The organism is Williamwhitmania sp. (assembly GCA_035529935.1).
Lineage (GTDB): Bacteria > Bacteroidota > Bacteroidia > Bacteroidales > Williamwhitmaniaceae > Williamwhitmania.
In genome coordinates this window covers 1-14742 of sequence record DATKVT010000197.1, presented here as the reverse complement: position 1 = coordinate 14742, position 14742 = coordinate 1, and the positions used below count along the sequence as shown (strand labels likewise).

The 14742-nt window shown below is 42.3% G+C and carries 13 protein-coding genes; 3 read left to right on the top strand and 10 right to left on the bottom strand.

Going from position 1 to position 14742, the window contains the following annotated elements; all coding sequences use genetic code 11:
• The 3 genes from VMW01_15010 to VMW01_15000 form a co-directional block, all read left to right on the top strand.
• Positions 1-861: T9SS type A sorting domain-containing protein (locus VMW01_15010; GenBank protein HUW07555.1), on the top strand; the 861-nt coding region annotated here is incomplete at its 5' end.
• 89 nt (positions 862-950) lie between these two features.
• On the top strand, positions 951-2234 hold the full coding sequence (purD, locus tag VMW01_15005; GenBank protein HUW07554.1) for a phosphoribosylamine--glycine ligase: 1284 nt from the start codon (positions 951-953) through the stop codon (positions 2232-2234).
• 8 nt (positions 2235-2242) lie between these two features.
• Positions 2243-3247 carry a hypothetical protein gene (locus VMW01_15000; GenBank protein HUW07553.1) on the top strand — a complete coding sequence of 335 codons (1005 nt, stop codon included), beginning with the start codon at positions 2243-2245 and terminating at the stop codon, positions 3245-3247.
• Positions 3248-3293: 46 nt separating this feature from the next.
• On the opposite strand, the gene VMW01_14995 is transcribed toward VMW01_15000, so the two are convergent.
• From VMW01_14995 to VMW01_14950, 10 genes are all read right to left on the bottom strand, one after another.
• Positions 3294-3737, bottom strand: a complete 444-nt coding sequence (locus VMW01_14995) for a hypothetical protein (GenBank protein ID HUW07552.1) — start codon at positions 3735-3737, stop codon at positions 3294-3296.
• 1 nt (position 3738) lies between these two features.
• Entirely contained in the window at positions 3739-4650 is a 912-nt protein-coding gene (locus VMW01_14990; protein HUW07551.1) for a hypothetical protein, read from the bottom strand.
• A 55-nt stretch (positions 4651-4705) separates the two neighbouring features.
• Positions 4706-7792, bottom strand: coding sequence for an ATP-binding cassette domain-containing protein (locus tag VMW01_14985; GenBank protein HUW07550.1), 3087 nt, complete (start codon positions 7790-7792; stop codon positions 4706-4708).
• Positions 7793-7834: 42 nt separating this feature from the next.
• On the bottom strand, positions 7835-8218 hold the full coding sequence (locus VMW01_14980; GenBank protein ID HUW07549.1) for a DUF1987 domain-containing protein: 384 nt from the start codon (positions 8216-8218) through the stop codon (positions 7835-7837).
• Positions 8219-8237: 19 nt separating this feature from the next.
• Positions 8238-8813: a SiaB family protein kinase gene (locus VMW01_14975; protein HUW07548.1), complete on the bottom strand. Its 576-nt coding sequence runs from the start codon at positions 8811-8813 to the stop codon at positions 8238-8240.
• A gap of 37 nt (positions 8814-8850) precedes the next feature.
• Positions 8851-11439 carry a PAS domain S-box protein gene (locus VMW01_14970; GenBank protein ID HUW07547.1) on the bottom strand — a complete coding sequence of 863 codons (2589 nt, stop codon included), beginning with the start codon at positions 11437-11439 and terminating at the stop codon, positions 8851-8853.
• A gap of 20 nt (positions 11440-11459) precedes the next feature.
• Complete coding sequence (locus tag VMW01_14965) at positions 11460-12245, bottom strand: GAF domain-containing protein (protein ID HUW07546.1); 786 nt, start codon at positions 12243-12245, stop codon at positions 11460-11462.
• Between the two features lie 10 nt (positions 12246-12255).
• Complete coding sequence (locus VMW01_14960; protein ID HUW07545.1) at positions 12256-12813, bottom strand: chemotaxis protein CheB; 558 nt, start codon at positions 12811-12813, stop codon at positions 12256-12258.
• Positions 12813-13640 carry a CheR family methyltransferase gene (locus tag VMW01_14955; protein HUW07544.1) on the bottom strand — a complete coding sequence of 276 codons (828 nt, stop codon included), beginning with the start codon at positions 13638-13640 and terminating at the stop codon, positions 12813-12815. Before VMW01_14955 ends, VMW01_14960 begins: the two co-directional genes overlap by 1 nt.
• A gap of 19 nt (positions 13641-13659) precedes the next feature.
• Positions 13660-14742, bottom strand: a 1083-nt coding sequence (locus VMW01_14950; protein HUW07543.1) for a PAS domain-containing protein, incomplete at its 5' end; no start/stop codon positions are given.

Sequence of the window (14742 nt, the reverse complement as noted above, 5' to 3'; positions counted from 1 at the left end):
GCAGGCACCTTTGCCAGCTACCTGTGGAGCGATAACAGCACCAACCAAACGCTGGTTACGGGCACCGCCGGCAGCTACAGCGTTACGGTGACCGATGGCAACGGCTGCAGTAACACCTCCGCTCCGGTAGCCATTACGGTTAATCCGCTGCCAACCGTTGACTTGGGCGGAGATCAGGCAATTTGTGCAGGGTCAATGGCCACGTTGGACGCAGGCACCTTTGCCAGCTACCTGTGGAGCGATAACAGCACCAACCAAACGCTGGTTACGGGCACCGCCGGCATCTACAGCGTCACGGTGACCGATGGCAACAGCTGCAGTAACACCTCCGCTCCGGTAGCCATTACGGTTAATCCGCTGCCAGAATTAAGCCTTACGCCTCAAGTTGACATGTATAATACCGAGTCCAAAACGATTGATGCAGGGGCTGGTTTTGCAAGCTATTTGTGGCAATATAATAGTGGTGACGTTGGAACGGACCAAGCGTATGTTGTTGATGGGTCCGTGTGGGGTGTTGGGAGTTACACCATTGATGTAACGGTTACTAATGATGTAGGTTGTTCCGCTGTTGGTTCAGTGTTAGTTAATATTACTCTTGATAATAGTATCGCGGATAACAACAGTGGAAGTTTTAACCTTTATCCAAATCCTGCAGCCTCAATGGTCTATTTTTCAATTAACCAAAATTTTGTTGGTTCAGCAAACGTAAAGATTGTTTCTATAACTGGATCGGTAGTGAGAACTGGAGCCGTAAACTTTGCCTCAGGGCAGGATAAGGTTCCATTTAACGTGGAACAACTCAAGCCGGGAAGCTATTTTGTAATAGTGGATATTGGGACTGCTCGGTTACGAAAAAATTAATAATACATTAATATCATAGAAAATTGAGCCCTCCTCTTGGAGGGCTTTTTTATTTTATGCCGACAGCTTACCTTTACAAAAAAATCTCCATGAAAGTTTTGCTTTTAGGTTCAGGTGGAAGGGAGCATGCAATGGCTCAAAAAATTTCAGAAAGCCCACTTCTTACCAAGCTTTTTATTGCTCCTGGAAATCCAGGAACGTCACTGGTAGGAGAGAATGTACTGCTCGATATTAATAATTTCGAGGCTGTTGGCAACCTTGTTAAGGAGAAGGCTATTGACATGGTAGTAGTCGGTCCCGAAGAGCCACTAGTGAAGGGGTTGGGTGACTACTTTAAAAAAGATCCGGAATTAATTGATGTTGCTTTTATTGGCCCTTGTGCGGATGGAGCAAGGCTGGAGGGTAGTAAGGATTTTGCTAAGCACTTTATGCAAAAATATGGAATTCCTACTGCGAGATATCAAACATTCAATCCTGAAACAATTATTGATGGTTATGCTTTTATCCACTCATTAAGAGCCCCTTATGTTCTGAAGGCGGATGGATTAGCTGCTGGAAAGGGAGTGATAATACTTAGCGATATTGTTGCTGCAAAAAATGCACTTAAAGAGATGCTTGATGGACAGTTTGGGGAGGCTAGTAGAAGAGTGGTCATTGAGGAGTTTCTGACAGGAATAGAACTTTCAGTTTTTGTGTTAACCGATGGAAAGAACTATGTTGTTCTTCCTGAAGCAAAAGACTATAAAAGAGTGGGTGAGGGCGATGTTGGCTTAAATACTGGAGGGATGGGTGCTATTTCGCCTGTGCCATTTGCCGATAGGGTTTTTATGGAGAAGGTTGAAAAACGGATAATTAAACCAACTCTTTTAGGGTTGAATTCAGAGAATATATCTTATACGGGATTCATATTTTTCGGGTTGATAAATGTGGAGGGTGAGCCATTTGTAATTGAATATAATGTTAGGATGGGTGATCCGGAATCGGAGGTCGTTTTTCCTCGGATAACGGGCGATTTCCTTTCTGCGCTTCAGGCTTCTGCAAGAGGAACTCTTCGAAATGATGCTTTGGCCAGCTCTAAGAAACTTGCATGTACCGTGATGGCAGTTTCAGGCGGCTATCCAGAAAAGTTTGAAAAGGGTTTTAAAGTGGATGGGCTGGAGAGACCGGTTCAAGATGGATTTATTTACCAAGCAGGAACGACCTTTGGAATAAACCATTGTGTAATAACTTCTGGAGGGCGTGTGATAACAGCAACGGGTCTTGGAATCTCTCTGGTGGAAGCAGTTACAAATGCTTACAAAAATCTAGGACAGATTTCCTTTGAGAATATGTATTATCGAAAGGATATTGGTTATGAATTTCTAGGTAATTAGCATTGATTATGAAGACTTTGGTTCAGTTTTTTAGAAGAAGTTTGCCGCTCGCATTTTCCGCCATTCTTCTTGTATGTGTGCTATTCTGGATTTCAGGCCTTGTGCCGCTCAACCAGAACCAGGTAGGTGGATTGTTCTACCAGCATTCAATTATTTTTACTCATAATCTTTTTGGACCTCATCCACAATACCTTATTCTATGGTTTGGTGGTTTAGCATTGTTCATCCTTGTTTCGTTGATTATTCTAAATCTTAACTCGAAGTATATTTTTATTCAGGAGCGAACTTTTATGCCGGTGCTCTTCTTTGGCTTACTTGCTGGGTTTCCTGCTTCTGTTCAAGTTATTTCGCCCGTAGCAATATTCTCTTTTTTCTTGCTGTTTTCTTTAAGCAAAATATTCAATACCTATCGATCGAAGCAGTGTCTGTCTAGCTATTTTGAGGCAGCATTCTTGATTGGACTAGGCAGTTTCTTTTGGCTTCCAGGAATAATATTTTTCTTTCCTGTAGTTGCTGGATTAGCCATTTTTAGGCCGTTTAACTGGCGAGAGTGGACCGTAGCTTTTATTGGATTTGTTACGCCTTTAGCCTTTTATCAGTTTTACCAGCTGTTCTTCAACGATCACCCTAGTGTTCTTTTTGATGCAATTGCTACCGCTTTCAGGACGGAAGGACCTGATAATGAAACATTAACCAAGATGCAGCTCGTTTATATTTCTTTTGTTGGGTTTGTGATTTTGGTAAGCAGTGTAAAACTTATTCAGCGATACGATTCCTTTAAGATAAGATCCCGAAAGATTTTCATCTTGTTTTTTTGGGTATTTGTCACTGCTGTAGTGGGGTATTTAATTGTCCCTGGAATAACCTATGAGGTTGGGTTTATTGCTGCTATTCCCGCTTGCTTTTTGTTGACTTTTTATTTTACCATCGATAGAAATCCAACTCGCTTTCAGTCAATTCTTTTTGTCACATCGATTGCATTAGCATTCTTGCAAGCCTTTTGGTTAAAATAGAAAAAGAGGCTTCGTGCCTCTTTTTGCTTCAACGCTTTAAGCGTTGCTATATTTTTTCAACAAAGGAAAGCGTTCCTACCGCTAATCCCGGCTGTCCATCTTTAAATGAATATATGAGGTGGTAAACACCTGTTTTTTGAATCGTAACGTCAAAAAATGGAAAGTCTTTACCTGTTGCAACAACATAGGTGGTTCCCAGTAATCTTGCATTATCATATAGCTGGAGTACAACCTTTCCAGGATAATCTTTGGAGTTACATACCGTTAGGCGATACTTCGTGTTTTTAGTCAGAATAATTGATTGCTTATATTGAGGTGGAGGATCACCGGCATCCAACTTAATTTTAAAATCTTTAAGGTAGGTTGCATCCTTAGCTATCATCCCGCAAATCTCTACCAACTCATCTTCGGTTTGAGCTTTTAACATACCGCCTGACACTAAACCAATAACAAGCGTTAGCAAAGAAATAATTAAGAACTTATTTTTCATACTAAGCACCAATTAGCTTGTTTCTTATCTTTTCAACGGCTGCTTTTAATCGTTTAAGTTGATCATCGCTTATATTGACATTACTCTTGTCGTTCTGAACAAAAGTAATTACTCCGTTCTTTTCTATGGTCTTAGGCTCTCCAACTTCGTAGGTAATAGTGATTTCATCGTATATCGATTTCAATTCACTTAGATCGTCAACCAGCCCGCCAATGTTGGGATCCTTTTTGTAGTGGGAGAGAACTAGATATAGGGTTTGGAAGGCAATTTTTTGTTCCCCGATATATTCGTTCAACTCTGGACTGGAAATGGAAGATGCTACTTGGCACGAGAGGTATAATCCCTCAATCCATACTCCTGCTATTATAACAGAACTTAAACTGCTCCTATTTGTCTCCTTTAAGTAGGCATCAATCTTGTTGAAGTTGGATGTGGAGATGAAGATTAACGAATCGATATTTCCGTCATTGGAGGAAAGCCTTTTTAGTGTGGAAAAATCGAAAAACTGTCCTACCTTAATGCCATCAGCAAGTGTTTTAATGGCACTTATATAATCTACCACCATTAGGGTTTTGCCATACATGTTGATGTAACCTAAATCGGCACCATAAATACCAAGGCCGATAGATTTTCTAAAGCTGGTATTAAAGGCATCAACGTTTTTTGTGGGAGCTAAATAATCCTTTGAAAAGGGTGCCTTTAAGCTCTTGAACAGTGCTGAAATTTCAACCGGAGATGCAATGTTCTGAACCATGTCCTGAACCACGTTTGGATCAAATTGCGTTTGGTCTTCTATAACGGTATCAGGCACATCAAGCGATTGCTGTAAATCAACATTACCCTGATGCACGCATGACGAACAGCCCGACATCATTACCGTAATGGAAACAAAATATAGAAGCTTTTTCAACATGTTCTACTTTGGGTTTAAGCTTTATATCTTTTTAAGCCTGTATAAAGATAAAAATTTATTTTTTAGAAAAACGAAACTTTTTAAGGTTAATCTCAGAGAGTATGGTCAACGCTTTCTTTAGCAGCTCATAATAGAGTGTAAAGTAGAGCACAATGGTCATCGACCAAACAACGCACATGTTGAACCAGTAGGTGTCCCAGAAATGTCCTAAAAAGTATTTTCTTGGTGCTAAAAAGTGGGAGCGGAACGAAAAAAACGAGCTAGGTTCCGGATCTCTAAAAATGGGATCATACTGCTGTACCAACTCGTCATTATATTCCAATATCTTATTTTTCTCCAGTACTTTAGTGGCTAAGTCGGAGATGCTTTCGTTGTGGAAGGCCTGTTTTTTAGCGTTGTAAAGGGCCTTGTTGGTTTGTATGAGGTAATTTATCTTGGCTTCCTTGATATTATCAATGTGCTGAAAAGCATCGCTATAATGTTTATCCAACTTTTCAAGGTATTCCGAAAGCATAGCAGCCACCTCAATGGTGTAGGAGGAAGGGGTGAGCTGTTCAACCTGGTTAAAGGGAATGTCGGGCACTTGTAACACTTCTTTTGCAACCGCTTTTTTTAGAACTGCAAGATAGTCTGCCATTTGTGCTTTGCTGACATCGGTGGGTGTTTGGTCTAACAGCAATAAGGATGCTTCTGCCCTTTTTTGCAACTCAGGAATATAGTATACTATTTTGTAATTGGCTTGACTCTCTTTTTTTTCTATTTCATAAAAATATTTTTCAAAGTCATTATCCTTAAATTGATGCACAACAAGCGCTTCATACACCCACTTGGTGGCCATCATATCGGCAATTAAGGGAACCTTGTCTACGCTTCCAACGCTTCTATTTAGCTTGTCAAAGCTGAACATAGCTCCGCTGAGCACCATCATGGGGATCATGATCAACGGAATGACAATGTAAATGGTAACGGCAGAGTTAAAGGAGGCAGAAATGTTGAGTCCGAGTAGATTGGCAAACACTGAAGTGGTGAACAGGGCAAACCAGTATACAAACCCCATGTCCCTGATGCCAAGAATATTATTGGCAATTAGCACAAAGGATAAACTTTGAATAGCCGAAATGACTATGAGTATAGTGATTTTTGAAAATAGATAGCTGGAACGGCTGAGATTTAAAAATGCTTCTCGTTTTAGAATTTTTCGATCCCTGAAAATTTCCTCTGCGCTGACGGTAAGGCCAATGAATAGGGCAACAATAATTGCCATGAAAATGTAGATGGGAATATTTTCATTTTCCCTGAAGATGTAGACGTTGGAATTTGGGTTGGCAATATATCGGATTACATAGGAGAGGATAAAAGCAAGTATCGGAGTTTCAAGTAGGTTGAGAACAATATACTGTGTATTACTAATCTTCGAGTGAAAATCTCGAAGAGTATAAATAATGTATTGTTTTAGCCGAGAAGGAATGTTTAGCGATACGGGTGGCGGCACTTGGATATCCTCTACCACCTTCATTTTTAGATTTTCTTTATAGTGATCTTCCCATTTCTGAGGAGAGATCTTTCGCGTCGGTGTGTATCGGCCAAATTCATCTACCACCTTGGCCTCAACAATGTTGAAAATGAGTTCAGGGTTTACGTTACCGCAGGTAGGACATTCACCTTGATCGCTATTGATTTGGGCATCAATCCGCTTGAAATACATTACGGCTTCAACCGGGTTGCCATAGTATATCATGTAGCCGCCGGTATCCAGAATCATCATATTGTCGAACATCTTGTAGATGTCGGACGATGGCTGGTGAATAACCACAAAAATGAGCTTGCCTTTGAGTGTCAATTCCCGCAGTAGATCCATCACATTTTCGGAGTCGCGGGAGGAGAGACCCGATGTTGGTTCATCGACAAACAGAATGGATGGTTCTCGAATAAGTTCGAGTGCGATATTAAGACGCTTGCGCTGACCACCAGAGATCATTTTGTTGAAAGGAGATCCCACCTTGAGGTTCTTGCGTTCAAGGAGACCAAGGCTTGTTAGCGTTTTTTCAACCAGTTCGGTAATTTCGCTTTCGCTTTTGTCCCTAAAGCACAGCTTAGCGTTGTAGTAGAGGTTTTCAAAAACGGTAAGTTCCTCAATGAGCAAGTCGTCCTGCGGAATAACCCCAATGACGCCTTCCAGCTGGTCCTGAGCGGTGTGTAGGTCGATGCCATTGATAAAAACCTGTCCACTTGTAGGTGCCTCATTACCGGAAAGAACGTTGAGCAGTGTAGTTTTTCCAGCACCCGATGCACCCATTATGCCAATTAACTTGCCATGCTCTTCGGCAAAGGTGATGTTGCGAAGCCCCACATCGCCTGTTTTGAAAGCAAAACCAACATTGTTTACGCGGTAGGATATTCTAGTGAGTGATGAATCGGCGAGGTAGTGAGCAACAACATCGGTATAGTATATTGGCTTACCTTTCGGAAGCCGAATGGAACTTCCGCTTGCGTACAGATAAATTCGTTTATTGTTGATAGGAAGGCCATTCAGAAAAATGTCGGCTCCACCTGTATATCGTAGGAAGTAGAGATCGACGCTTTTAATTTGCAGAATGGCTAAAAACCCATCCAACGATTCGGTGGGGATATGCTTAGCCTGCTGTTGTGTATTTCCTTGGTCGTGAATAGTAAGTACGCTAGGATTATCAAGATCCTGAAGCGTATTCCCAATCACAAAATTTTCAATGTCGGTGAACTCCTCCTTGGTGAGCTTGAACACCTCGGCCACAGTGTTTAGAATGGCCATGCGCTGCTCGGAGAACTTTCTGTCGGCATTTATGAGTTCGAACAGGCGAACCAATACTACTATCTTCTGTTTCTGGGTCAGCGTCTTGTTAATCTTCTTACAAATCCCCAGAATGCGTACGGAGTCCTTAACGGAGGTGAGCTTAACCTTCCCCTTCTCTTCGTCTGGTTCCTCTTTTTCAAGAAGGCCAGCATGCTCGTCGAACAGTTGAATATATTCCGGTACTGCCTCGTCGTTGAGTTGTTGAGTCAAGAAATTTACCACGTAGGCTCTTTCGCTGAGCTCCACGCCTTCGTCCTGCTTTGCAATTATTGCAAAGAGTTGCATTAACGCTTTTAGTATCTCTTCACTCATCCTTTATAGCATTGTATCAATAAAAGATAGCAGGTAACAGCACTAATTGAGAGTATAACCGATCTGTTCGAAAGGAACGTCAACAATGTCTGCGTATTCTTCTCCAGCTTCTTGCATATCCTCATCATCTTCTGGGTAAAACCACTTGACTATGACGTTCTTGCCGTCCTCGTGCATCTGCTCTAGCTTCATGAGGATATCGAGGAGAAGTTTAGAGGAAGCGGTGTTGAAGTATACGAGTCGAAAGGTGAAAGCTGTTTTTGAGTTGGGATTCTGTGCATATTCGTCGAGCCAGGTAAGGACGGGTTCGTAAAAAGCCGTTACGTCCTCGGGCAAAGAGCGCCCCGAAATCTCAAAAATCTCGTTATCTGGATCAAGAATTACATGAGGGGTATCATCTGTTCCCAAAATCTTGATGGTTTCCATAGCAAAAAATTAGGTTTTGTTAGGCGTTTCTATCGATGGTTGAAGTAAGAATAAAGAAGTGCGAATCGTTGTCAATAGGGAGAAAGTGGTATTCCAGCTTGCGGCCTGTTTTGCGGGCAATGTCAATAAAGCCAAGCCCTGCGCCACCCTTTTCACTCAGTCGCCCCTCCTTCATCTGATTCTTGTAGAGCATCTTTAGCCCCTCTTTATCAAGAGAGTTGATCTGATCAAGAATGCGGGAGAGTTCATCGATTTTGGTGTCCTCGATCACGTTTCCTGTGGTAACATTGTATTCATTGTCACCCTTGCTTACCATAAAAATTCCTCTTCCGGCAAAAAGGAAGTCCTCCGAGCCAAAGCTGTCAGCATGCTTGCTAATGTTCTGAAGGCACTCAACCATTACGTGGAATACCTTTTTCTGAACGGAGTTAGACTCTTCCTCCTTGGCCATGTTGGATTCGGTAAGAGAGGTGAATGCCTTGGTAATTTGGTGGGTAATTTCCCCCTCGTATACCAAGGTAATTTCATGAGCTTTCATCGACTTGTAAAAGTCGTATACAAACTCAAGAAATCCCTTTACATTCTTCTTATCCATAGCGCGTAAAGTTAGTTAATTTGGTATAATATGCAATTTAAAACTCAATACCTATAAGCAGAATATCGTCAATTTGCTTGAGGTCTCCTTTATACTCTTCAAAGTCTTGGGCAAACAAGGTGCTGTACTCCGGCATGGGCAATGTCGGATTTGCCACCAATGCTTCTCGAATGCGTACTGCCGAGTATTTTTTCTTCTCAAGTCCACCAATTTGGTCAGGAAGACCATCGGAGAAGAAGAATACTCTGTCACCCTTTTGGATTTTAATTGTGTAGTTTGTAAAGGGTGTTTCAGGTTTATTCCGGTGAGGAATACCACCAATGGCCTTGCGGTCGCCTTTGAACTCCTCAAGTTCGCCGTTGCGAAGCAAATAAAGAGGTCGGTGTGCCCCAGAATACTGCAGCTCCTTTTTCTTAAGATTGATTTTACACAGTGCAATATCCATTCCATCTCTCGCATCTGCGTCAGCTCGATCCTGCTTTAGCGTGCTGCGAACTCCAAAGTGGAGCTTGTTTAGGATCTCTCCCGCAGTATAGTCTTTGTCGTGGTCAACTACGTTGTTCAGGGTAAAGTACCCGATGAACGAAAGCAATGCCCCAGGAACGCCGTGGCCGGTACAGTCAACAGCTGCAATGTAAATGTTGTCTTCCTTGAGAAAGAACCAGGGGAAGTCGCCGCTAACCACGTCGCGCGGTTTGTAAAAAACGAAGGAGTTTGGAAGACTTTTGCGAATGAGTCGGTTGTCTGGCAAAATAGAACTCTGTATACGCTGTGCGTAGTTTATGCTCTCCGTTAACTTTCTGTTCTTGTCCTGAACTTCTAACTCAATACGCTTGGCCTCTGTAATATCGTGACTTACAAATAGAATTGTTTCCAGTTCATTCTCGTTGAATTCTGGTATGGCTACTATATGCATTATAGTTTCCCCAAGCTTGGACCCATAGGTGACTTCCCCTTCAATCTTCTCCTTGCTTAGCTTTATGCTCTTAATAGAATCTTTGAAAAACTCAGCCAGTGGCTCCGCAAAGTTTACTGAGGAAAGTGTCTGGTTAATGAGATCCTTCGCTGCAATACCTAGGTAGTTCTCCACCATTGGGTTGGCATAGAAAAACTGACCCATGGTGTTGATGCGGATAATCATGTCGATTGAGTTCTCCGATAGCGCCTGCATCTTGCTGCGCATGCGCTCCTCTTTTTCTGCCCTTTTCCGCTCGGTAATATCTTGTGAATTAACAATAATTCCATGAATTGCAGAGTCGGTAAGCAGGTTCCTTCCAGTAGCCTCAAGGAAGATTTTCTCCCCATCCTTTTTCATAAAAGTGTACTGGATGGTAAGCGATTCCTTTGAGTTTTCCAGTAATTTCTTGAAGAACTCGCCAATGGTTTGTTCGCCCCTTCGAGTAAGTCGGTCCATATCCTTCCCGCTCATCATCTCTGTTGGGCTATAGCCAAGGATTTTCGTTACCGATGGACTGATGTATGTCAATTTTAGGTCCTGACTGTAAATGGAGATGATTTCAGAAGCATTTTCAAGCAAGCTGTGTAGCCGTTTTTGCGCATTCTCGACCTCCTGAATCTTGGCTTCCAACTTGAAATTTGACTTTTCCAACTCGTCGTGTGTAGCCCTCATCTCCTCTGCGTTTTGCCGAAGTTCCTCTTCGTTTTCACGCAGCTCCTCTGTCATCTGCTGGGCCTCTTGAAGCAACTTTTCAGTCTTGTGGTTGATGCTCAAGTTGAAGATAGTTCGCGCAATAATTTCTCCAAGCTCTCGTAAAAAGCGAATTGTGAGTTCGGAAATTTCCGGCTCAATGGAAGCGAATTCCAGCACCCCTTGTAGTTTTTCATCGGTAATGAGGGGCACTAGCAGAAGGCTTTGTGGTTTTTGTTCTCCAAGTATACCGCTGGTGATTGTGGTATAGTAGTCAGGGATCTCATTACGGTATATGATGTCGCGTTCGTAGGCACACTGCCCAATAAGTCCTTCACCAACCTTAAACTCCTGCTGGAGGTATTTTTTGCGATTATAGGCATAGGTGGCAAGGTTCACCAATACCTTGCGCTCTTCATCGTAAATGTAAAGTGCTCCTTGGATTACGTTGATATACTTAATAAGTCTTACGAGGACGTCGTAGGAGAGCTCATTAATATTGTTGTGTAGGCGAAGTATGTTTGAAATTTGATCCTTACCGTCAGATATCCAGCTTAACTCTGATTCTTTCTTGTTATTCTCTATGAGATTGTCGCGCATTACTATGAGCGACTTCCCCAAAATGTCGTTTTCGTTAGTAATGTCAAGTACTGCATTGTAATCGCCCTCACCAATCTGCTTGGCAAAAAGAGCATTTTTATTTATGTTCTCATCCTTTTCGCTAAGCTCATATTCTATCTCGCTGATTTTGAGGTAGTGGCGCTTAAGAATAATATAGGTGGCAATTGCAACAATAAATGGAATGGCATCTAGAAACCAAAGAGCAGGATTGTTTTCGTGAATGCGACCAAGACCACTGAAGTTTGCCGGATTTCCGGTTCTGGAAAAATCGATTATCCAAGCAGCAACAGGAAATAGTAAACCTGTTGTAGCAGCAACAACCACTCTTTTTTTAACTGTATCGGATACTTGCCACATAGTGTAGCTCTTTTCTTAGTTTACTTTTTTTTCAAAAAATTATGAAGACTTTCACCAAGAACAGGTGACATCTCGGTAAAAAGTTTCACGGTTTCTTCACTAAACACCTCAAAAGAGGCGAGTTCAAGCACTCCATTGCATTGATTGTTCCATATCGTTGGAATTATCAGCAGCTGTTTTGGATAGCCTTTTCCCAACCCGGAAAGAACGGTGATGTAGCCTTCTGGAATTTCAGAAACGTTCAGCACCGCTTGGGTCTTGGCTACCTGCCCCGAAAGACCTTCTCCCTCCATAAAGTCATGTGGGTTTTCTTCGGAAAAATATGCGTAACGCCCTTGCAGTTCAAAAAGATCTGTCTTACTTTTCTTTACGAAAAATAGGCCTTGAACAACATTAAACTCCCGAGCAATACCAGTAAGGATATGCTCTGTAACTTTTTCAAGCGATTCAAATTGCTGTTCCTGAGGTGGCAGGATTTTCTGTGCAAACATCTGAGCCGATAGCTGCTCTTTCGCCTCCACCACTTGTTCTTTCTTTTGTCCGACTTGTGACAGGTATTGGTCCATCCGTTTCTGCAAGTTGGAGAGTATATCGGCTTGTTTGCTCGCGCTTTGGGATTGGAGCGTGAAAGCTGCAAAAAGGGCAATGAAAAAGCAAAGGTTGGCTATGAGAAAGATAAAAATAAGCCAAGATCTGTTGCCACTAAATCCTTGGGCGGCTGCCGAAATGGCCAGCAATGCACTTAAGACACCAGCAATGAAAATTGCGGTTGCGTATGATCTGCTTTTGCGATGAGCCGGCTTCATAGTATCTCTTTTACTTAATTTTCTTAAGAAAGTTAATAATGTCATTGGTTTTCATCACATGATCAACCGGTGTTAGCTTTAGGCTAGCCTCAGTCATGGTTCTTACCTGGCACTCTTCCGGATCCTGAACAATGCAAAGGCCTCCGTTATCCTTTATTTTTTTAAGTCCATATGCTCCATCCTTGTTGGCTCCAGAAAGGATAATTCCAATCAACTTTTCCCGGTACGCCTGTGCAGCAGTAACAAATGAGAGGTCGATGGATGGCCTTGAATGGTTCACTGGTTCTTCAGTTGAAAGGGCTATTCGGTTACCTAAGTCTACATACATGTGATAGTTTGCTGGGGCAAGATAAGCTTTCCCCGGTTTAATTGATTCTTTGTCGAAAGGCTCAATTACCTGTATGCCCGATTTTATACTGAGCGCTTCCACAAAGCCACTTCTAACGTGCTTGAGCCGATGAAGACATAGCAACACTGGTAGGGGAAAGTTTGGCGGTAGGGAATGGAGTATCTTGGTAATTACTTGAAAACTACCGGCCGAACCTCCTATAATAACGGCTTTATACATTAGCTATTCTTCTTTTTATACACCATTTCCTGATCATCAACTAACGTGAATGCAGATGCTCCAGCGCCCGAGAGTTCAAGAGTCTCCTTAATTCCCAAAAGGAAGTAGCCACCTGGAACTAGGCTATTAGCCATTGTTCGCGCAATTTTATCACATAACCCTTGATTGTAGTATATCATCTGGTTACGAAATAAAATCAAACGAATGCCCGAAGGTGAGTTATCAAATATAGTATTTTGTTTGATAAAAGAAACTCCTTGAATTAGGGAGGGATCAAGAACTAAATTGCCATTTTTCTGAACAAAGTAGCTGGCAAGCGAAGTATTACCAATCAATCTTTCGTAGTTTGCCTCGTTTACCTCGGCTTGTTTTGGCTCAATCTCGCCCGATTTTGTTTTGAGAAATTTTGCTTCACTAAAGTAACTTGCAAATATTTGAACTTGGTTGAGAAAGTTTAGCTCCTTCAAAATTATGGCGAGAGAGTAGAGTTCTTCACCAGAATCCCAGCCCGCTACCCATATTTTAGGTTTCGTTGGGCCTTTTACTAATTCTGGAATAATCGAATCGCGTAGGTGTCGCCAAACTGATGGATCACGGAACATTTCAGTGGTCTCCACAGAAACATCGCTAAGGAACTCATCGAAAAACGGTTTGTCGTTTTGCAGCCGTGCAATTAGACTATCGGCATCACGAAGTTTTTGGTTGTTTATAACATTGTCGAGCCGCCTACGAAATGCAGTTATTGCAAAGTCAGTAAAATCGTAGCCATAGGTCTCTTTTACTGTTCTAATTACGTTTCGGGTGTCAACAATCCCAATTTCGTACATGGTGCTATATTTATGATTCTTAGCGTTTTTTATTTTTCAACTCACCTTTGAGTTTCTCTGCTTCTAGTTCAAACAACTTTTCTGCAGTTATGTCGAAGCCCAGCGTTATAATCTTATAGATTTCTCCTTTTTCGTCAGGAATCGGGTTGTAGTGCTCTCTAACCCATTTGGTCTCGGCGCCAACCTTCAGTGAGAATACTCTCTCCTGCGGAATTCCATTCATAAGGGCATCCCAGAAGGCATTGTAGGCTTTCGGATTGGACTTTGCCGTTCCGTCTAGCTCCCGGTGTACTCTGCCAATAATTTTTTCAGGTGCATCTCCGAGTATATCTACATTCTTTTGATTTATGAAGGTGATCTTTCCATCGCTGGTCATCTCCGATACAATCACATTTTGGTTGAGCGCGTGGAGCATAGCGTCAATCTCCTTTTGACGCGCCTTTGCAATTTCCTGCTCAACCTTTATTTGCTCGATGTTTTTTTCAATTTCTTCTGCCTGATGCATGGCTTGCTGCTCCAGCAACTTTGTTTCGGTAACATCCTGGCCTAATACGAGCACCTTAACAAAGCTACCAACCTCATCGAATGCTGGGCTGAAGCTTAGCATGAGGTAAACCTCCTTTTCTTCAGCATTCTTAAATAGAAAAACACCTTTCTCACTTTCTCCAGCAGCAACCCTCTTCCAAAGTTCTTTGAGCTCTCGAGCGGTTTGATTTGGTGCGAGTTCGAAGAGCGAACTTCCCAAGATTTCATCACGAATGAGCCCCAATACGTTAACTAGGTTCTGGTTGAGGTTTATAATAACTCCATCAGTTTCCATTTCACCTTGTAGCAGCGCTTCGTTAATGGCGGTGTTAACCGATTCCAACTCGGCTGTTTTGCGCTGCATCTCCTCCTGGGTGGCTTGCATCTCCTCCATGTTTTGCCTCATCTCCTCCTCCTGTGCAGCCATCTCTTCGCGTTGCTGTTGCGACTGCTCTAGCAGGTAGGTTGTGCGAAGGTTGATACGAACGCTTGATAGCGTTGAGGCAATGCTTTCGCTCAACTTTTCAACAAATTCAATTTCATGAGGCATAAAGTCGGTCAGGGAGGCAATTTCTAA